20 protein-coding genes are annotated in these 18,497 nt (G+C 45.8%); 7 read left to right on the plus strand and 13 right to left on the minus strand.

The genetic code is table 11. From position 1 onward, the window contains the following. Positions 1–92: 92 nt before the first annotated feature. From R7Q09_RS15340 to R7Q09_RS15350, 3 genes are all read right to left on the minus strand, one after another. Positions 93–1,772, minus strand: coding sequence for an RluA family pseudouridine synthase (locus R7Q09_RS15340; protein WP_318070961.1), 1,680 nt, complete (start codon positions 1,770–1,772; stop codon positions 93–95). A 117-nt stretch (positions 1,773–1,889) separates the two neighbouring features. Then, a complete protein-coding gene (locus tag R7Q09_RS15345) occupies positions 1,890–2,510 on the minus strand; it encodes a DsbA family protein (protein WP_318070962.1) in 621 nt (206 codons plus the stop codon). Beyond that, on the minus strand, positions 2,504–3,370 hold the full coding sequence (locus R7Q09_RS15350; RefSeq protein ID WP_017633829.1) for an MBL fold metallo-hydrolase: 867 nt from the start codon (positions 3,368–3,370) through the stop codon (positions 2,504–2,506). The genes R7Q09_RS15345 and R7Q09_RS15350 overlap by 7 nt, the downstream gene beginning before the upstream one ends. A 126-nt stretch (positions 3,371–3,496) precedes the next feature. Between R7Q09_RS15350 and R7Q09_RS15355 the strand changes: the two genes are divergently transcribed. Both R7Q09_RS15355 and R7Q09_RS15360 read left to right on the plus strand, forming a co-directional pair. After that, positions 3,497–4,384 carry a LysR family transcriptional regulator gene (locus R7Q09_RS15355; protein WP_064354454.1) on the plus strand — a complete coding sequence of 296 codons (888 nt, stop codon included), beginning with the start codon at positions 3,497–3,499 and terminating at the stop codon, positions 4,382–4,384. Positions 4,385–4,478: 94 nt separating this feature from the next. Then, the gene (locus tag R7Q09_RS15360) at positions 4,479–5,282 is read left to right on the plus strand and encodes an HAD family hydrolase (RefSeq protein ID WP_318070964.1); all 804 of its coding nucleotides are present in this window, start codon (positions 4,479–4,481) and stop codon (positions 5,280–5,282) included. A gap of 107 nt (positions 5,283–5,389) precedes the next feature. On the opposite strand, the gene R7Q09_RS15365 is transcribed toward R7Q09_RS15360, so the two are convergent. The 5 genes from R7Q09_RS15365 to R7Q09_RS15385 all read right to left on the minus strand — a co-directional run bounded on the left by R7Q09_RS15365 (position 5,390) and on the right by R7Q09_RS15385 (position 9,858). Continuing rightward, positions 5,390–5,779: a hypothetical protein gene (locus tag R7Q09_RS15365; protein ID WP_005464976.1), complete on the minus strand. Its 390-nt coding sequence runs from the start codon at positions 5,777–5,779 to the stop codon at positions 5,390–5,392. A 24-nt stretch (positions 5,780–5,803) separates the two neighbouring features. After that, positions 5,804–6,901: a GGDEF domain-containing protein gene (locus R7Q09_RS15370; protein ID WP_005383270.1), complete on the minus strand. Its 1,098-nt coding sequence runs from the start codon at positions 6,899–6,901 to the stop codon at positions 5,804–5,806. Between the two features lie 5 nt (positions 6,902–6,906). Continuing rightward, positions 6,907–7,362, minus strand: coding sequence for a hypothetical protein (locus R7Q09_RS15375; protein ID WP_005374384.1), 456 nt, complete (start codon positions 7,360–7,362; stop codon positions 6,907–6,909). 445 nt (positions 7,363–7,807) lie between these two features. Then, positions 7,808–8,647, minus strand: coding sequence for an S-formylglutathione hydrolase (gene fghA, locus R7Q09_RS15380; protein WP_064354455.1), 840 nt, complete (start codon positions 8,645–8,647; stop codon positions 7,808–7,810). 62 nt (positions 8,648–8,709) lie between these two features. Then, the gene (locus R7Q09_RS15385; RefSeq protein WP_017821027.1) at positions 8,710–9,858 is read right to left on the minus strand and encodes an S-(hydroxymethyl)glutathione dehydrogenase/class III alcohol dehydrogenase; all 1,149 of its coding nucleotides are present in this window, start codon (positions 9,856–9,858) and stop codon (positions 8,710–8,712) included. A 293-nt stretch (positions 9,859–10,151) separates the two neighbouring features. On the opposite strand from R7Q09_RS15385, the gene R7Q09_RS15390 reads away from it, so the two are divergent. Both R7Q09_RS15390 and R7Q09_RS15395 read left to right on the plus strand, forming a co-directional pair. Continuing rightward, a complete protein-coding gene (locus tag R7Q09_RS15390; protein ID WP_318070965.1) occupies positions 10,152–10,958 on the plus strand; it encodes an arylamine N-acetyltransferase in 807 nt (268 codons plus the stop codon). Positions 10,959–11,038: 80 nt separating this feature from the next. Beyond that, the gene (locus R7Q09_RS15395; RefSeq protein ID WP_017633836.1) at positions 11,039–11,911 is read left to right on the plus strand and encodes a LysR family transcriptional regulator; all 873 of its coding nucleotides are present in this window, start codon (positions 11,039–11,041) and stop codon (positions 11,909–11,911) included. A 99-nt stretch (positions 11,912–12,010) separates the two neighbouring features. Here the strand turns inward: R7Q09_RS15395 and R7Q09_RS15400 are convergent, their stop codons facing one another. Then, positions 12,011–12,784, minus strand: a complete 774-nt coding sequence (locus R7Q09_RS15400; RefSeq protein WP_213889933.1) for a siderophore-interacting protein — start codon at positions 12,782–12,784, stop codon at positions 12,011–12,013. Positions 12,785–12,963: 179 nt separating this feature from the next. After that, positions 12,964–13,548 carry a LysE family translocator gene (locus R7Q09_RS15405; RefSeq protein ID WP_213987566.1) on the minus strand — a complete coding sequence of 195 codons (585 nt, stop codon included), beginning with the start codon at positions 13,546–13,548 and terminating at the stop codon, positions 12,964–12,966. A 114-nt stretch (positions 13,549–13,662) separates the two neighbouring features. Between R7Q09_RS15405 and R7Q09_RS15410 the strand changes: the two genes are divergently transcribed. After that, positions 13,663–14,103 (plus strand): Lrp/AsnC family transcriptional regulator, encoded by a 441-nt coding sequence (locus R7Q09_RS15410; RefSeq protein ID WP_031780811.1) that lies wholly within the window; start codon positions 13,663–13,665, stop codon positions 14,101–14,103. Positions 14,104–14,317: 214 nt separating this feature from the next. Then, on the plus strand, positions 14,318–15,496 hold the full coding sequence (locus R7Q09_RS15415; protein WP_213867374.1) for a lytic polysaccharide monooxygenase: 1,179 nt from the start codon (positions 14,318–14,320) through the stop codon (positions 15,494–15,496). A gap of 116 nt (positions 15,497–15,612) precedes the next feature. Here the strand turns inward: R7Q09_RS15415 and R7Q09_RS15420 are convergent, their stop codons facing one another. Genes R7Q09_RS15420 through R7Q09_RS15430 form a run of 3 tightly spaced genes read right to left on the minus strand, consistent with a single transcriptional unit; the run spans position 15,613 to position 17,243 of the window. Continuing rightward, positions 15,613–16,233 (minus strand): HAD-IB family hydrolase, encoded by a 621-nt coding sequence (locus R7Q09_RS15420; protein ID WP_171345008.1) that lies wholly within the window; start codon positions 16,231–16,233, stop codon positions 15,613–15,615. Between the two features lie 38 nt (positions 16,234–16,271). Next, positions 16,272–16,583, minus strand: a complete 312-nt coding sequence (locus R7Q09_RS15425) for a cupin domain-containing protein (RefSeq protein ID WP_005383281.1) — start codon at positions 16,581–16,583, stop codon at positions 16,272–16,274. Between the two features lie 9 nt (positions 16,584–16,592). Next, on the minus strand, positions 16,593–17,243 hold the full coding sequence (locus tag R7Q09_RS15430) for a Qnr family pentapeptide repeat protein (protein ID WP_005383283.1): 651 nt from the start codon (positions 17,241–17,243) through the stop codon (positions 16,593–16,595). 495 nt (positions 17,244–17,738) lie between these two features. Between R7Q09_RS15430 and ompW the strand changes: the two genes are divergently transcribed. Beyond that, positions 17,739–18,383, plus strand: a complete 645-nt coding sequence (ompW, locus tag R7Q09_RS15435) for an outer membrane protein OmpW (RefSeq protein ID WP_064354457.1) — start codon at positions 17,739–17,741, stop codon at positions 18,381–18,383. Positions 18,384–18,497: the final 114 nt, after the last annotated feature.

The raw sequence follows: 18,497 nt of genomic DNA on the forward strand, positions 1-18,497 counted from the left end.
TTCGGTATTGCGCATCACGCCTATTCTGTTGTTAGAAACCAAAAAAGGCACTGTTAGTCAGTGCCTTTTTGTTATTTAAAATCGGGAAGACGTTAGAATTCGCACTCAGCTTTGAACACCATGCGCTCTTTGCTGTATGGATGATCCAGCTCTAGCATCTCAGCATGCAGGTGTAAGCGGTTGGCTTTTTCGCCGTATAAACCATCACCAACCATCGGCATGTTTAACCCCATGTGATGAGCACTGTGTACACGTAGTTGGTGAGTACGCCCGGTTTTCGGATACATGTATACCTTGCTGCGCCCATCTTTGACGTCAATCAGTTGCCAGTAGGTTTCTGCATGTTTCCCGTGTTCAAAACACACCAGTTGACGTGGGCGGTCGTCAGGGTCACCACGCATTGGCAGTGAGATTTCCCCTTCAGGCTCGTTTAATACGCCTTCGAGCATTGCCATATAACGTTTTTTTACGCCGCGAGCCATAAACTGTTTTTGCAGACTTTTGTTCGCGCGCTTGGTTAAGGCAAACACCAAAATGCCAGAGGTCGCCATGTCGAGGCGATGAATCACAAACGGCCCTTCCACATCAGGGTACATCGCTTGTAGGCGCGTATAAGCAGAGTCCTTGATAGTTTTACCAGGCACTGAAAGTAAGCCCGAGGGCTTGTTGACGACGACCATAGCGTCGTCTTGGTAGATTATCTCCAGCTCTTTGTCTTCTGCCCAATTCTCCGCTAATGGGTTGGGTTCGACGTCCAGCCCTTGCATCATATGGCCTAAAATCGGCTGACATTTGCTATTACACGATGGGTAGAACTTTTTGTGTTGGCGAACTTCAGACTTTGGCGACACACCCCACCAAAATTCTGCCAACGCCAGCGGTTTGAATCCGTGTTTAAACGCGTATTGAAGCAGTTTTGGCGCAGCACATTCCCCTGCACCTGCTGGTGGTACTGGGTTTGTGGTGTCCGCAAAAATGTCCACCAAGTCGCGTGTTTCGCCATGGCTGTTTAGAAAGCGGTACTGTTTATGCAGTTTGTGCTGTAAAGCGTTGGAGAGTGTTTTGCGCTGCTCTTTCAGATGAGCAAGTTGCTGCTCTAACTCGGCCAAGCGCGCTTCTTTGATTGCAAGCTTTTCATCCCACGCTTGCTTTAAGTATTTGAGAACGTTTTTCTCGGTGACACTTTGCTTACCCAACTCATCCAACAAGATTTTGAGATCATCGGCATTGAGCGTTTGCTCGCCCTGTTGACGCTGTCGTTTGCGAGCGGCGCGGCCGTCAATCATCACTTGGCGCTGTGTTTGCTCTTCTTGTTGATAAGCGGCTCGGTCGGCTTGTATTTGCGCTTTAAGATCCGCCAATTCCGGATTCGCGGCACAGGTTTTGTACTCCGCATTGGCGGCGTTGATGGCATCCGTTTCTGCGCGGAAGAAGCCTTCATCGGCCAGCATGTCGTACACAGGAGGGACAAATCCTGGAATCAAGTTTTGGTCAGCAATTTTGCCAGAAAACGCACTTAAAAAGCCGAGCTCGCCTTGAGGGCTTTCTACCAGCAATACGCCAAACATTTTGCCTCGCCCCGTTTCTTCATTAACCAAACCAAAATCGTGTTCGAAGTCGGTTTGCGCTAATAAGTGCTGCTGCAATTGCTTTGCGGCCATAACGCAAAGAGGATGCGGCGTGTAGTAGAACGGAAACGTAAACTGCGTTGGTAATTCATAGTCAGAAGTATCAGCAGTAAAACGAGTAAAACAATGTTCAGGCGAGTGCATGGTGGGTATCCGCGCGAGTAAAAATTCGAGCGAGGATTGTACCTGTTTGAGTCAGGATTGCCATGTCGGTGTTGGCACTCGCTCTTGGATTAAGAACAAGAGCGAGTGGGGAAGCGCTTATTGCAGTTTTTGTAATGCAAGCTTCCACTGTGCCGGTTTGTCGTAGTAGGTCGAGTGCGGCAAGGTCAAGTACTCGCCATTTACTTCTGTAATCAGGGTTGGATAACCACCAACGTGTAACTGGCGCATCAACTGTCGGCTAGAGCGAATTCTCTCGTTTAGTTCGGCTTCGCTTAACGCCATGTTTTGCTCCCACGCATCGTTTGCTAAACCTAGCGATTCTGCAATGGCTTTGAGCGTCGATGCTTCATTCACTTTTAACCCGAGCTGATAATGCGCGGATTGGATGGCCTTTAGCATGTGCCATGGATTCAGCCCCATTTTCTCCGCACTCAAGATCGCTTGTGTTGGTAGGTAAGAATCAAGAACAAACGCATCTTCGCTTTTCACTCGTTGCAAATATGCCTCACCAAACGTTGCTCCGGTTTCGGTTGCGATACGAGCGTCACTGTTGATGATGTGCTGACGAAATTCAGATTCAATCGCGCGTTTCTCAATCATACCGCCGGGATGAAGCTCTACCTTAAATTGAGAGGCGTCCATCAAGGCTTCGATGAGTGGTGATGCCCCGTAGCACCAACCACACATGGGATCGAAGAAGTAATGCACGGTTACCATGACATTTCACCAGTATGCACTTTTGCACCGATTTCTAGCGCGATTGGCAATTGAGCTTCTGGGTATTTCGCTGACATGGTGTCAATGAGTTGAACGCTGTTATTGCTGTGTTTTTTCGCTTGCTGAAAATCCTGCAAGTATTGTTGCGAGTAGCGAATGGTGTCTGCGTTCAGCTTTGTACCTGCTTTCATGTGACCAGGAATGACCACTTGAGGTTTAAGCGCAAGCATCTCGCTAAGCTGCTGCTCCCAAGCATTGATAGCGGTTTGGTCAGCGGCATCGGCCATCCACAAATGTACGTTTGAGTACACGGCTACGTTACCTAGAATAGCTTTGTTATCTGGAATCCATAGGTAAGGGCGGTGTGCTGATGTGCCATGGTTGCCACGGATTTCAATCTTATGACCTTCTAGCTCTAATGATGCTTTATCGTACGCGACAGGGATCACTGGTTTTACCGGTGCGTTTGCGCCAAGCTTTGGTCCCCAGTACGCCAGCTTTCCAGCCAATTTCTCTTTAATAATTTTTTGAACCGCAGGCGTTGTGATGATCTGCGCATCAGGGAACTGTTGGTGTAAGGCCTCTGCGCCAAAGTAGTAATCTGGGTCCGCTTGACTGATAAAAATGGTTTTAAGTGTTTTGCCTGAGTCCAGAACTTTAGCGGCAATGCGCATCGCGTCAGCTTTGGTGAATCCAGTGTCGATAACCATGGCGTCAGTCTCACCGTATACCAAGGTTGAGTTTACGTGGAAGCTGTTACCGTCGGCGTTGTAAACCTCAAGAGTAAGGGGAGAGTGGTTTGCCGCTAGAACAGGGCTTGCCATTAAAATGGATGCAGCAATCAAAGTGAATTTTTTCATAATAAGCTCCTAAAGAATTTGGGGCCAAGCGACCATGGCTTGGGAACGGGAGCTATATTAGGAAATTGATACGCTCGGAAAAATACACAATAATGTGCATCACTATTTCTTATTTCGATCAAATGTATGGACAGAGTAACGGCAGCAAGAGTATTTGTAGATGTGGTGTATTCTGGCAGTTTTACCGCGACCGCCGAGCGGTTAGACATGTCTCGGCCAATGGTAACTCGTTATGTAGAGGCGATGGAGAACTGGCTGCAAACTCGTTTGTTGCACCGCACTACGCGCAAGGTGTCGCTCACCACCGCAGGGGAGCGCAGCTTGCCTCAGATTGAGCGCTGGTTAAAACAGGCCGATACATTAACGTCGAACATTGCCGCTGATGGTGAGCTGTCCGGAAAAATCCGTCTTGCGTCTAGTACTTCATTTGGATTCTCACAGTTGATCCCCGTAGTAAACAGTTTTATGCAAAAGCACCCCAAAGTGCATATCGACATAGATCTGCAAGATTCAGTGAGTGATCTAACCGAACAACGTATCGATCTGGCGATCCGAATTGCGTCAGATCCCGATCCTTCTTTGATTGGTAAGCCGATTGCGGTGTGCGAATCGGTGTTGGTAGCATCACCGCAATATTTGCAAACTCACCACGCGATCGCGCATCCGCGAGATTTATCTTCACACGACTGTTTGGGATACAAAAACTTTGAGCGTCACGTGTGGCATTTGTCTCAGGGCGACCAGTTCGAATCGGTGGGAATTGAGTGTCGCCTAACCAGCAATGAGGCCACGGCGTTATTGCATGGCGCTTTACAAGGCATGGGTATTTCGATGTTGCCAACTTACTTGAGCAATATCTATCTCAAATCGGGTCAGCTTGAGTCGGTGTTGCCGGATTGGAAGCCAAATGATCTCAACATTTACGCGCTGTATTCATCACGTAAACACTTGTCTCCTGCGGTGAGAGCTTTCATCGATCACAGTGAAGATTACTTTAAACAGCATCCTTGGTAATAGCGAAAGGCGTCGTCATCCCGACTTGAGATTCATACAAGATCCTGTACCTTACATGGATATATTTTCGCAGCGTCATTTAGAGTTTTAGTTAATGTCACAAGTTCGCATCAAATTTATTGCTTCCGATATGGATGGCACATTGCTTGACCAATACGGTCGTTTGGATCCGGAGTTTTTCGATCTGTTTTTGCAACTGGAAGAGCAAGGTATTTTGTTCTCCGCTGCGTCTGGTCGTCAGTATTACAGTCTGCGAGACACGTTCGCGCCAATCAAAGACAGACTGTTGTATGTGGCTGAAAACGGCACCTTGGTGATGTACCAAGACAAAGAGCTCTACAGTTGCACCATTCCTAAAGCGGAAGTGGCGGAGATTGTGAAAGCGGCTCGTGAAATTGACGGAGCGAACATCGTATTGTGTGGCAAGCGCTCGGCGTACATCGAAACGCATGATCAGCAATCGCTGGAAGAATTTCAAAAGTACTACCACCGCTGTGAATATGTGCCGGATTTGCTTGAGGTCGAAGACGAGTTTATTAAGGTAGCAATTTGTCACTTTGACGGTTCGGAAGAGCTCCTGTTCCCGACCATGAACGCAAAGTTTGGCGCAACGCATAAAGTCGTAGTGAGTGCAAAAATCTGGCTGGATGTGATGAATGCCGAGGCCTCTAAAGGCGCGGCCATTAAGCATCTTCAAGAGACGATGAATTTTACTCCGGCAGAAACCATGACGTTTGGTGATTACCTCAACGACCTTGAAATGCTGCAAGTCAGTGAGCATTCGTACGCGGTTGCCAATGCGCATGAAGAGATTAAGAAAATCGCTCGTTATTCTGCGCCAAGCAACCAAGAGGCTGGGGTACTCAAAGTGATTAAAGAGAAAGTGTTAGCGAAGTAACGCCCTCCTTTCGATGTTACTTTCTTCTTAACGTAAAAAGCCCCGCAGTACATGCGGGGCTTTGTTTTTTTGTGTGTGATGGGAGGGGGGAGTAATGTTCCCGTTTTTTAGCGCACGTAGTTGGCAGTTGCGCTGACTAAAAAGTGCTGCAACTTTCCATCCGATTTTGGTACCCACAAGTCGTTGTGGTATTGGTAGATACGGCCATTGACGGTCACAGACAAGGTGTTATCACCCGTTTGTTCCATGCGAATAAACTGATCCGAAGTGACCAAAAACGGCTCTTGCTCTTCAATGCTCTGGCCCGTTGCCAATACGAAGTAGCCGAATCGGTTGCCAGCATCCGGATCGGTTGAGTAGATTCGATGTCCAACGAGGCTGTAGTCGTCGTTGAGTGCCTGCTCAAGCGTTTTTTGCCCGATGGTTTCGTGCGATGGAATAAATACCCAAGCCAACACACCTGCCGCAATGACTGCCAGTAGAAGCAGTACTTGCATGAACTTTCTCATCATATATACCGTTTAACGTTGAAATTTCATTTTGTACATGCGCTTATCCGCTATGCTGATAAGAAAGTCAACATTGTCACTGTCTTTAGGGTATTGCGCTAAGCCCATGCTTGTTGAAAGTGTTGAGACTTTATCGGAGTTTAATATTTGTGCATCAAAGACGGTATTTATCTGCTCACGTACGTTCTCTTCATTGAGATGTTCACCTTCAAGGATAACCGCGAACTCATCTCCTCCCATGCGATAAACAGTAAAATCATTGAGTGCCATAGAATTAAGCCGCCTAGCGATTTCCCGCAGTACAGTGTCGCCAACTTGGTGTCCGTGTGTGTCGTTGACTTCTTTAAAACCATTTAAATCTAGAATCCAGAGAGAAAAGGGCCTTTTTTCTTGAGTAAATTTGTTTAGGGTTATGAATAGTGCATTGCGGTTCCCTAGGTTCGTCAAAGGGTCACTTAGCGCCAATTTTCTATGAAAATGGGATTCACGATAAAAGAAATAAGTTAGAGAGATAATCGACAAAACGAACGTCGCAAACAACATATATTGTGCTTGCATTAAGCGCTGGGTTTGACCTTTTTGTGCTTCATAAGCTTTACTGCTTAGGCGGAAGTTTTGATTAACGAAGTCTATTAAGCCTAAATATAGTGTTTGAGTTGAACGATAAAATGCAGCAGCAGCTTGGCTGTCACCTGTTCTAGCTTCTACTAGTTGTTTTTCTAGCTCTTTGAACTCTTCAAAAAGATTAATGAAGTAAAGGTGCATGTTGTTCCGAGAAAAGAACTTATTGGCTTTCGTGCTACTGGTCAATAAGTCAAAGCGACTCCACGCTAACTCGTATTGAAGCTCTGCACCATCAATATTCAATACGTTTTCATCTAACCGTCTGGCCTCGCCGACAAGTTCTGATAGTTCTTTGGAGAGTTGGAATAAAAACCAAGTCGCTTGTTTTTGTTCGTTATTAAAATTTTGTGAGAGTGAACGTGTTTGCTGTAAAAGCACGACATTCGCGAGAAGCAAAGAAACGGCAAACACCACCAGCAGCATTTTGCTGGTGGTAGAATATTGCAATATTCTTTGTTTCTTAGAATAGGGTTCTGATAACTTCATTCTTATTATTTTTCTTTTATTTCATTTACTTGCCATACCATTTGCGCATGATATTTATTGTAGTTTAGCTCTGGATAGAGATTGAGTGGATATATCACCCAGAAAGGGCCTTTATTCCTGACTTTTATGTAATTCTGATCTTGTTGATAAGCCAGTATTGGTTGATATCGAAGAATATCTTGTCGGGACAATGTCGAGTGATAGTCGTTTAAGCTGCTGATATCAACCTGCTCTGGTACCTTTCCGTAGACGTGTGTAAGAAGCGTGCTGAGTTTAACGCCTAAAAACTCTGACGAGGCAGGAAGCCAAGGCAATGTCATCGTGTAGCTAGTGGTAGGTAAAGCTTGGATCTCTTCCAGTTCCAGTATGACACTAGGCTGCTGGCTACTACTAAATACGATCGTATTTGCAGACAAGAATGGCGCAACAAAAAACAGACCTAGCGCGACTATCTTTTTCATCATATGCCCTTTTGAGTTTTATTCTTTTTTCTTAGCTAGGACAAAGGTGCTAGCGGTAATTTATTTATAATTATAGAGCCAACCGGATGAGATTTTATAATACGTTATGTTTCAAAAATAACTGTCGGTTTACGTCACGTCAAGGTTATTAAGTTGCTTCTTAATTAAAAGCTCAGAGTGTTGGGATGATGGTAGAGTTTCGTAATGATTTCGCGGTATTTAATTGCTTTTTAGTGCAACTTTGTATCATTTTTAATAAAGATACTGTGTCGGAAATGAGAATTTAATAAGGCGAGAAATGGGACGTCGAATTTGTTCTTAAGTTACATTATTTTACATATTTAAATCATCGATATTCAGATATGTATTTGTTAGTACGTAAAGAAAATAAAGTCACCTAGTTTTGGTGACTTTATTTTTTATTTCATGAGCTTACTTAATTTAACTATGCAAACAAATATTTTGCATGGAAGTTGAGGTGCTCTTCAATAAAGCTTGAGATGAAGTAATAGCTATGGTCATAGCCTGGTTGCATTCTCAAGGTTAGGTTTGAATCGTGTATTTTTGCCGCAGCAATCAGCGCTTCCGGTCTAAGCTGCTCATTTAAGAAGCCATCAGCATCACCTTGATCAATCAAAATTGGTAATGGTGATTGTTGTTGTTTTAGAAGTTCACTTGCATCGTATTGCTTCCAGCTTTCAAGCTCCTTGCCTAAGTAAGCAGTAAAGGCTTTTTGTCCCCAAGGGCATTGCATTGGGTTACTGATTGGACTGAACGCTGAAATAGAACGGTACTGTTCTGAATTTTTCAGACCAATGGTGAGCGCTCCGTGGCCGCCCATACTGTGACCGGAAATTGACTTCACGTCAGAGACTGGGAAGTTACTTTCGATGATCGCAGGTAACTCCTCAGTCACATAGTCGTACATGCAGTAATGCAGTGACCAAGGTGCTTGCGTCGCATTAAGGTAAAAGCCAGCTCCTTTTCCTAGGTCATAGCTTTCGTCGTCAGCGATACCTTCGCCTCTCGGACTTGTGTCTGGTGCAATGATCGCAATGCCAAGCTCGGCCGCCATACGAAATGCGCCCGCTTTCTGCATAAAGTTCTCATCGGTACACGTTAAACCAGAGAGCCAGTATAGCGCGGGTACGGGATTTGATTTCGTTGCGTTAGGTGGCAAGAATATCGCGAAGCGCATGGTGCAGTTTAGGGCATTGGATTCGTGTGTATATTGCTTGTGCCAACCGCCAAACACTTTGGCTTGGCTTACATTTTCAATGGTCATGAATAAACTCTCTAATTAGCAGAAGGAATTCAGGCTCCCCAAAAGGAGAGCCTGAGGCAGCATTATTGATCCATATGGATAACCGTTCGGATGCTCTTACCTTCATGCATCAGATCAAACGCTTTGTTGACGTCTGCTAATCCCATTGTGTGGGTAATGAACTCCTGTAAGCCGAATTCACCAGCCATGTAACGGTTTACGATTTCTGGAAGCTCAGAGCGACCTTTAACGCCACCGAAAGCGCTGCCACGCCATACACGACCAGTTACCAGTTGGAATGGACGAGTTGAGATCTCTTGACCTGCACCAGCAACACCAATGATGACTGACTCACCCCAACCTTTGTGACAGCACTCAAGTGCTTGGCGCATCACGTTTACGTTACCGATACATTCGAATGAGTAGTCAACACCACCGTCTGTCATTTCAACAATCACTTCTTGAATTGGCTTGTCGAATTTTTGTGGGTTGATGCAATCAGTTGCACCAAGTTGTTTCGCTAGGTCGAATTTGCTTTCGTTGATGTCTACACCGATGATGCGGCTGGCACCAGCCATGCGAGCACCGATGATTGCAGAAAGACCGATACCCCCTAGACCAAAGATTGCCACTGTGTCGCCTTTTTCAACTTTAGCTGTGTTTAATACCGCACCCATACCAGTGGTTACGCCACAACCTAGAAGACAAACTTCTTCAAGTGGTGCTTCTTTGTTTACTTTCGCTAGTGAGATTTCTGGAAGAACCGTGTACTCAGAGAAAGTAGAACAACCCATGTAGTGGAAGATAGTTTCGCCGTTGATAGAGAATCGGCTTGTGCCATCTGGCATTAGGCCTTTACCTTGAGTTTCACGAACGGCCTGACATAGGTTCGTTTTGCCAGATTTACAGAACTTACACTCACCACATTCAGCAGTGTAAAGTGGGATAACGTGGTCGCCAACTTCAACGCTTGTTACGCCTTCGCCAACCATTTCAACGATACCGCCACCTTCGTGACCAAGGATTGAAGGGAAGATACCTTCTGGATCGTCACCTGATAGTGTGAATGCGTCAGTGTGACAAACCCCAGTTGCTACGATGCGTACTAGCACTTCGCCGGCTTTTGGAAGTTGTACATCAACTTCTTCCATTTTAAGCGGCTCACCTGCAGCCCAAGCGACCATTGCTTTTGATTTTATGTGAGTTTGACCAGGTTTGATTTCAAGCGACATTGGATGTTTCCTTTATATTTTCAGTATATGGAGTGACGTAATAAGCGTAGTTAAGGTTTGCTTACCGCGCTGCGTCGTTTTGTTGGTGCTCATTTTAGGTGTTTCAGTAAAAATGATAATCCGTCCATTTTGAAAATGATTTTTACATATGCGTAATAATGATAAGGTGAGCGTGTAAAAAGAGTGCGATGCCTTCTTAAAGCGGAAGGGAAATGGAAAAGGTGATTGACCTGAAGTTAGATAGAGGGGCTAAAGTAGAAAACAGTCAAACCATCAGCTAAGTAAGAGTGATTATGAATAAGACGGATCTGAGTGCCTATTTAACCAAGCTAGGCTTGCCTAGTGAATTGCCCGCCGATTTGGAGTCATTGCACAGAGTTCACGTGGCGCAGCATCGTTGCCTGCCGTTTGAGAATTTTGACATCGCATTGCAGCGAGGCGTCTCTGTTGAGATTGAAGATATTATTCAAAAAACCGTGTACCACTCTCGCGGTGGTTACTGCTTTGAATTAAATGGTTTAATGCTTGATGTGCTCAACACTCTTGGGTTTGAAGCACGAAGTTTGCTAGGGCGTGTACATGTGTCTGGTACACCAACAGGTCGTAGTCATCAAATCACGTTAGTGACGTTAGAGGAACAAACATGGATTGTCGATGTGGGTTTTGGCTCCAATACCCCTCGAGCGCCATTGCCATTTATCCTTGACCAAGTGATTCAGACGGATTTACAAACCTTCCGTTTTGTCAAAGATGCTCAGTTTGGTTATTTCCTCCAAGTGCTTTCAACCGATGGAACGGACACGTGGAACAATCTATACAGCTTTGACCTAGAGTTTGTGTTTGCTGGTGACATTGCATGTAGCAACTTCTTTACCTCGACTTCGCCTAATTCGCGTTTTACTAGCGCAAGGGTCGCTGCTAGAGCGACAGAAAGTGGGTTGGTGACGCTGCTTAACTACACACTCAGATGCGCCAATCATGAAGCGCTAACAGAAATAGAGCTAGAGCCAGGTCAAACCTACCTGGATGCGTTGAAAGAATATTTTGGCATTGAGCTTGATGCGCAATACGACGAACTTCGTCCGTTACCTGACGCGTAAAGTTTTCCCGTTTTCAAAGCGTAGCGCGACGAGAACAATGTAATCACTATTTGTCTAGAAGAGGTCGACAGGAATACAGCATGGCGAATTGGGAAGGAGTCAGCGAGTTTGTTGCCGTAGCGGAAACTAACAGCTTTACAGCTGCCGCGGCTAAACTGAAAACGTCAGTGGCACAAATCAGTCGCCGCGTATCGGCACTTGAAGAGCGCCTTGCGGTTAAGTTACTGCATCGCACGACGCGAAAAGTTTCTCTGTCTGAAGCTGGACAGCTTTATTATCAGCAGTGCAAACACTTGGTCGAAGGGCTAGAACTAGCTGAGCTTGCTGTAACGCAAATGCAAACCGAACCGCGAGGTTTGCTGCGTGTGACAGCGCCTGTGACCTATGGGGAAATGAACCTCGCACCGCTCTTGCATCAGTTTTTGGAGAAGTACCCGCGTGTGGACCTCGATTTAGTTCTGACCAATCAAAAACTGGATTTGATAGAGCAAGGGGTAGACGTGGCGATTCGTCTTGGCCGCCTGCAAGATTCCAGCATGATCGCAAAGCGTCTTTCGTCGCGTCAAAATTACGTGTGTGCTAGCCCTATGTATTTGGAGCGATTTGGCGAGCCTCACACATTATCCGAACTGGCTCGACATCAGTGCCTAGTTGGTTCGGTCGATTATTGGCATTTTAAGGAAAATAAACGCGATAAGTCTTTGCGCGTATCGGGGAGGATTAAATGCAATAGTGGTTTTGCGCTAATGGGCGCCGCCAAACGTGGTTTGGGTTTAGTGCAGTTGCCGGACTATTACGTTCAAGAAGCCCTAGATAACGGTGAGCTAGTCGAGGTGCTGACCGATTACCGAGACGACCGTGAAGGCATTTGGGCACTGTATCCACAAAGCCGAAATTTATCGCCCAAAGTGAGGTTGTTGATCGACTTTTTAGCGCAGGAACTAGCGGATTAGAGTTTTCATGAACTTTAATACAACTGAAGTTGCTAAAACGCCCGGTGATGCCGGGCGTTTTTATTAGGATGAGAGCTGGAATCGAAAAGACATGAATCACTATTGGTTGGATTCCGCGTCTTCACGTTTAATCACTTTGTGCCCATCTTCAGACACGCCTTTTTTCCAATAGCTGCTGATGTAGATATTCTCGCGATCGACTTCTTTCTCATTGCGGAAATATTGGCGCAGCGCGCGCATTGAATCGAACTCACACGCACACCATACCGAAGCGTTACCATCTAACCACTCGAGTTCGCGAACGCTATCAGCCAAGGCTTGCCCTTCGGTTAACCAAATCAACTCCATGCCTGCTGGCGCGTGTAGGGGTTGGATGTCGTCTGGAGACATCACGCTGATCACAGCGTAGCCTTTGGCCTCTTCTGGCAGCGTACGAATTTTCGCAGAAAGTGCTGGAAGTGCCGTCATATCGGCAGCCATGAAGAACCAATCCGCCTCAGTATTTAAGTTGGAGATGCTACCTGGCCCAACAATGCTGATCGTGTCGCCTTTTTGCGCGGCCATTGCCCAACGCGCTGCAAATCCGCATTGCAGATCTTGCGTTACGTGTCGGACGAAATCCACTTCGATTGAACTGGTTTCTGGATGAAAGCGTCGAATAGTGTAGGTGCGCATGATTGGTCGGTCGTCTTCTGACAGGATGCTCAGATCCGAGCCACCCATATCGTTAAACAGTAATTTGATGTAACTGCCTTCGCAGTCACGAGGAAAGTGGCTCAGCGCCTCACCTTGCAAGGTAATGCGCTGCATGTTTGGAGTGATGGTTTCTGTGTCTGTGACAACAAGCGTTTTAGGTTGAGGCTTCTTTTTCATTGTTACTTTACTCGATAATTATTCTCTTTCTCATTTAAAGATTATCAAGTTCCCTAACAAGAGGGTAGCGTCTTTAAACAAATTTACACTGTGAATTAACGCCAAAGCCTCAAGAAAAATATTACCTCTATCCTTTCTCTAACCACGTAAAGTGAGTCGTTTTTTAACCATAAATGGACTTATATCATTGGAATCGTAGACAAAAGCAACAGAGCGGCCATGCTGTAGTTGAACCCCTTAATGCGTTTATCGGTGGTCAACCAACGCTGCAATTGCATACCTGCCGCCGTCCAAAATGTCACCGATGGCAAGTTGGCTAAACAGAAGATACCGGCGATAAAAGTCAGTTCGAGCCAAGAACCGCCACTGCTGTATACCGTAATGGCCGTCAACGCCATCGACCAACCTTTTGGGTTCACCCATTGGAATGCCACCGCCCCTAAAAAAGACATTGGGCGAAAATCGTGTTTTGCTTCGGTTTTGTCGCTGGTGGCGATTTTGTACGTCAAGTACAGCAAATAACTCAAGCTCAACACTTTCAAAATGGAGTGTGTAATTGGATATGCGTGGAACAGGCTCATCAAGCCAATGCCCACCAAAACTAGCATGGCACCAAAGCCGAAGGTAATGCCCAACATGTGTGGGATAGTGCGTTTAAAGCCGACATTTGCCCCTGAGGTCATCAACATAATGTTATTGGGACCCGGCGTAAAAGTGGAGACAAAAGCGAACAACGCCAAAGCGCCCAGTTGATGATATTCCATAGATTGTTCCTTGAATCAGTTCTCGATAAGTTGAGAACAACTATAAGTAGAACTGAGGTCAATATTGTGCTTTTATTTGATGATTAGAAACTAAATAAGCAATGAAACATCATGATGGATAGATTTGACGAAAGAATATTGCAAGTGCTCAAACGAGACGGAAGAATCTCCAATGTGGAGCTGTCGGAACGCGTTGGTTTATCTCCGTCTGCAACCTTACGCCGAGTGCAAGATTTAGAGCGTAAAGGCGTGATCAAAGGCTACCGAGCAGTACTGGATAATCAGCAACTTGGCGTGGGTTTTGTCGCTTATGTGTCGATTGGTTTGGCCTCGCACTCTAAGCAGGCACAGCTGGGTTTCGAAGAGCATGTGCGTTTTGTAAACGAGGTGGTGGAATGTCACAACATTACGGGATCTAACGAATATCTCATACGCGTAGAGACGCAAAATCTCGCCGCTTATAAAGCGTTCCATGCTGATGTGTTGGGTGAGTGCGAACACGTCAAGTCGATCACAACCATGGTGGTGATGGACACACCAAAAGACGAGCGATAGCCAAACGAGGGTGACAGTTTTTGTGGCACATGAATTTGAAGTGACTCGAAAGAGTCAGTCGAGTATGAGAATGGTTCACAACAAATGCTGGAAAGCAGATGGCACTCTTACAATTTCCATATTTATTCTCACCTTCTAAATAATCCCATCCTGCTAGTTTTGCTTAAACCGCTTGTGTTTCAGAGCGGCGAGTCAGCAAAATTAAGGATGAACGATGAAATCACATGTAACACTTCCTCTTTTGAGCTTAAGCGCTGTTGCCGCATTGAGCTCATTTAACGTCAACGCCCACGGCTGGGTAGAATTTCCAAGTGCTCGTCAGAATACGTGTTATTTAGACGGTGGTTTTTGGACCAACGAGATCCCTAACCAAGCGTGTAAAGCGGCTTTTGAAGAATCTGGCGCGTATCCGTTTGTGCAGCGTAGCGAAATTGCAGCAAACGTACCAAATTACCGAGATATGGAGCATGTGAAAGCCGTGGTTCGCGACGGTGAGCTATGTTCTGCTGGCGATGCAGCTAAGAAAGGCTTGAACATTCCTTCTCCAAACTGGCAGCGCACCAATGTTACGCCAGATGCAAATAACCAGATTGAATTGGTGTTTTACGGCAAAGCGCCGCACAACCCATCGTACTGGGAATTCTATCTCACCAAGCCAACTTATGATGATTCAAAGCCTCTTACTTGGAGTGATTTAGAGCTTATCGACACCGCAGGTGATGTGTATGTTGATGCGGAAAAACGCTACCGTATTCAGGTGACTTTCCCTGCTGATCGTTCCGGCGATGCGGTGCTTTATACTCGTTGGCAGCGCATTGATGTCGCTGGGGAAGGCTTCTACAACTGTAGTGACATTACGTTAAACGGAACGGGTACGACGCCACCGACTGACCCTGTTGATCCAACCGAACCAGGCAACAATCTGACATCTCTAGGCTACTTTGTTCAGCAAGGTTTTGGGCCAGTAGAGTCTGGCGATACGGTGCGTTTCCGTACGTTTAATGCGACGGGGAATGAAATTGTCGATATTTCACTACCAATCAGCGCAAACAATACGGCGACTTGGGCTGCAGAAATAGCAGATCAATTTAACGCGCAGCAAACGGGCGATTGGTATGTTGGCATTTGGCATCAAGAGATGAACCACTACATGTTCGATAGTAACAACGTGAATGCAAACCAAGTATTAGCGCCAAGTGCAGACTTCAGTTATGCGTTGTCACTGATCAAAGCGGATGTACCGCCACCAGTTGAACCAACCAACTTGTGGGACAAGACGGCCGTTTACAACCAAGGTGATGTGGTGACGCACAACGGCAAAGAATGGACTGCCCAGTGGTGGACGTCTGGTGAGGAACCAGGCACAACAGGCCAATGGGGTGTATGGCGTTAAGCCAGTTATTCGGGCTCTGAACAATAAAACCCTTCTCATGTGAGAAGGGTTTGTTTTTTCAGTCTAAAACGACCACTTTGGTTGAGTGGTTGTCTTGAAAATCAGAGCACATATCGTTATTCGCTTGCTCTCCACTCGCTCCAGTTGAGCATCGCGTAGTCTGCCAGTTTTAGCATCGGAATGTCTTCGTGTGTATCACCGTAGGCATAAACAGACGCAAATTCGTCGAGCGAAAACGTGGCCCTAACGCGCGAGACTTTTCTTTCTAAACTGCAATCACCTTGCTGGTAAAAGCCACTCAGTTTTGGCTGTTCTGAGATCAGTTCACTGCACAGCAAGTGGTAACCGTTCGCTTCACACCAAGGCTTGAGATACGCATTGAGTGATGCCGACACCACTACGATGGTATCGCCTCGGTGTTGATGCCAAGCCAGCCTTTCCATCGCTTCTGGCCGTAAGTACAGCGGGATCACTTCATGGGCAAATTGAGTGCCAATCGCTTCAATTTTCTGCGTTTCTTTCCCTGAAAATGCAATAAAACTGCTGAGAGGGCGCATAACACGAGCGGGTAACACTCCGAGTTTGTACAGCGCATAAAATGGCATGATAGCGACCTTTCCTACTCGTTTGCGCAGGCCATAAGCAGAATAGTGGAGGAAAAGGCTAAACATATCCTCTCGGGTGATGGTGCCATCAAAATCAAACAGTGCCAGTGACGGCTTAGTAGTATCGAGCAAACTCAGCGCCTATTTTTGGGTTTAAGATCGTTTTGTGTTTATTGATAAAACACCGCCAACCAGATGGTTTCTTGCGTTGGGTCAGTCCAGCTCACTTTGTGTTTGGTATGAGCTGGAATCGTAACGTGATCGCCTGCCTCAAGTCGTTGCACTACACCTGATTCAAAAGTCAGCTCTCCAGCTCCTTTAAGAACCAAGACCCATTCATGTTCTTCTTGATCGTACCAGCCACTTTCGGGCGAGGTTTGCCCCGTTGAGACAATGCGTTCTATACGCAGGTTTTTGTGGGTCAGCAGGTCTTCGAACACTTCCTCGTCGAGGTTATTCGGTAAGTCTTTAAACAGGTTCATGGCCTTTCCTTAGAGAATGATCAGTCCAAAAGGCGCAAGCAATTGCTCTTGTTGCCAATCACAAATTTTAACACCAAACAGAGAAACGCGGCGAACATCCAGCCCGTCTAGTTCGACATGAGTCAGATCACATTGCTCAACGTTAAAGGTTCCCCATTGTTCTGGCGAGAATTCGCAGCGAGATAAATCCGAGCCTTTGAGAGTTGCCCCTGCGAGGTTCGCACCGTTCCAACGGTTTTCAAAGAGGTCACATTTTTCTAGTAACACTCGTTCGAAGTTACAGTAGGTGAGGTTGCAGCCAGTAATAAAAGCAGAACAGAAAAACATGGTGTTACTGATGCGATTAGCAAAGTTCGCACCTTGGAAGTTTGCCCCTTTGAGATCGCACTTACGCAGCTCCAAGCCCATACAATTTGCGCCGTTAAACAGGCTCATCGCCAACATACAGTTCGTAAAGCTGGCGTCTTTTAAGTTCGCGAAGCGAAAACTACACCCTTCTAGCGCTTTGGATTCGATAAAGCGACAGTCGATGAACTTAGCATCGCGCAGATCGGCATGGTCGAAACAGCACATATAAAAGTGGCAGTTTTTAAAGGTAGCATTCTGAAAATCGTGATGAGAAAAGTTTTCTCGTTCAAAAATGAGATCGGTTTTTAACATGTCTTCTCCTTAGCTGCGAGCAGACTAGCACTCCAAGTGACTGATTTTCCAGAAAAATAACCTCTTGTATTTCAGTGCTTTACAAACCCCTCAAATCGCGATTTTAAGGGGGCAAACGAGCGTTTTAAGTGGGTTGTTTTTTGAAAATAGAAGACGTAGAGGACGAAAAAAGTTTTTGCTGGCTACGAGCCTTAACGAGAGGATTCGCATTTATGGGTATGCATGGCAACTCACACGCACAGTTTGCATTACAGAATTGTATCCTATTTGCATAATTTGTTGATCAATATGGCGTTTCTCCATACAAAAAACCTATATTTTTCACAAATTGATTTCCATCAAAATAGTAGGGTTTCTATGTGCTAGATTGCGCACAGCTCAAAAAGATATAGATACCCGTGTGCTTCAAGGCGCTGAGTTTACTTGAAATCTCAGATCAGTTAGCAGGCACCCCTTTGGGTACGACATAACGAAGCCCTACGAAAGGAAATAAAAATGAAAAAAACAATCTGCAGTCTAGCAGTGGTTGCTGCACTCGTGTCACCAAGTGTTTTCGCTCATAAACAAGGTGACTTCGTTCTTCGTGTTGGTGCGGCGTCTGTCGTTCCAAACGACAGCAGCGATAAGATTCTTGGTTCTCAAGAAGAATTGAAAGTGGATTCAAATACGCAGCTTGGTTTGACGTTTGGCTACATGTTTACAGACAACATCAGTTTAGAGCTTCTAGCAGCAACACCATTCAGCCACGATATTTCAACAGACTTGTTAGGTCTTGGTGATATCGCGGACACCAAACACCTTCCACCAACGCTTATGGTGCAGTACTACTTTGGCGAGCCACAAAGTAAGTTCCGTCCATACGTGGGTGCAGGTCTCAACTACACCATGTTCTTTGATGAGGGCTTCAATAGCACGGGTAAAGGCGCTGGTCTTTCAGATCTTAAGTTGGATGACTCATTCGGTCTAGCAGCGAATATTGGTGTGGACTACATGATCAACGATCAATGGTTCCTCAACGCTGCTGCGTGGTACGCAAACATTGAAACAGAAGCAACTTACAAAGCAGGTGGAGAGAAGCAAAAAACCGACGTCAAAATTAACCCTTGGGTATTTATGATCAGCGGCGGTTACAAGTTCTAAGAAAAACCAGTAGTTACACGCACATTACTATTATTGGCATGACTTTGGGGGCGGTTACGGGGACTGCCCCTCTTTTTTATCCTCGTTTTGATTGCACATCATTTACTCCACTTA

Source organism: Vibrio sp. 2130-1 (assembly GCF_033339515.1).

Excerpts from the sequence above, each read along its gene's own strand:
- R7Q09_RS15340 (WP_318070961.1), bottom strand. The coding sequence starts at position 1,772 with ATGCACTCGCCTGAACATTGTTTTACTCGTTTTACTGCTGATACTTCT.
- R7Q09_RS15345 (WP_318070962.1), bottom strand. The coding sequence starts at position 2,510 with ATGGTAACCGTGCATTACTTCTTCGATCCCATGTGTGGTTGGTGCTAC.
- R7Q09_RS15350 (WP_017633829.1), bottom strand. The coding sequence starts at position 3,370 with ATGAAAAAATTCACTTTGATTGCTGCATCCATTTTAATGGCAAGCCCT.
- R7Q09_RS15355 (WP_064354454.1), top strand. The coding sequence starts at position 3,497 with ATGGACAGAGTAACGGCAGCAAGAGTATTTGTAGATGTGGTGTATTCT.
- R7Q09_RS15360 (WP_318070964.1), top strand. The coding sequence starts at position 4,479 with ATGTCACAAGTTCGCATCAAATTTATTGCTTCCGATATGGATGGCACA.
- R7Q09_RS15365 (WP_005464976.1), bottom strand. The coding sequence starts at position 5,779 with ATGCAAGTACTGCTTCTACTGGCAGTCATTGCGGCAGGTGTGTTGGCT.
- R7Q09_RS15370 (WP_005383270.1), bottom strand. The coding sequence starts at position 6,901 with ATGAAGTTATCAGAACCCTATTCTAAGAAACAAAGAATATTGCAATAT.
- R7Q09_RS15375 (WP_005374384.1), bottom strand. The coding sequence starts at position 7,362 with ATGAAAAAGATAGTCGCGCTAGGTCTGTTTTTTGTTGCGCCATTCTTG.
- fghA (WP_064354455.1), bottom strand. The coding sequence starts at position 8,647 with ATGACCATTGAAAATGTAAGCCAAGCCAAAGTGTTTGGCGGTTGGCAC.
- R7Q09_RS15385 (WP_017821027.1), bottom strand. The coding sequence starts at position 9,858 with ATGTCGCTTGAAATCAAACCTGGTCAAACTCACATAAAATCAAAAGCA.
- R7Q09_RS15390 (WP_318070965.1), top strand. The coding sequence starts at position 10,152 with ATGAATAAGACGGATCTGAGTGCCTATTTAACCAAGCTAGGCTTGCCT.
- R7Q09_RS15395 (WP_017633836.1), top strand. The coding sequence starts at position 11,039 with ATGGCGAATTGGGAAGGAGTCAGCGAGTTTGTTGCCGTAGCGGAAACT.
- R7Q09_RS15400 (WP_213889933.1), bottom strand. The coding sequence starts at position 12,784 with ATGAAAAAGAAGCCTCAACCTAAAACGCTTGTTGTCACAGACACAGAA.
- R7Q09_RS15405 (WP_213987566.1), bottom strand. The coding sequence starts at position 13,548 with ATGGAATATCATCAACTGGGCGCTTTGGCGTTGTTCGCTTTTGTCTCC.
- R7Q09_RS15410 (WP_031780811.1), top strand. The coding sequence starts at position 13,663 with ATGGATAGATTTGACGAAAGAATATTGCAAGTGCTCAAACGAGACGGA.
- R7Q09_RS15415 (WP_213867374.1), top strand. The coding sequence starts at position 14,318 with ATGAAATCACATGTAACACTTCCTCTTTTGAGCTTAAGCGCTGTTGCC.
- R7Q09_RS15425 (WP_005383281.1), bottom strand. The coding sequence starts at position 16,583 with ATGAACCTGTTTAAAGACTTACCGAATAACCTCGACGAGGAAGTGTTC.
- R7Q09_RS15430 (WP_005383283.1), bottom strand. The coding sequence starts at position 17,243 with ATGTTAAAAACCGATCTCATTTTTGAACGAGAAAACTTTTCTCATCAC.
- ompW (WP_064354457.1), top strand. The coding sequence starts at position 17,739 with ATGAAAAAAACAATCTGCAGTCTAGCAGTGGTTGCTGCACTCGTGTCA.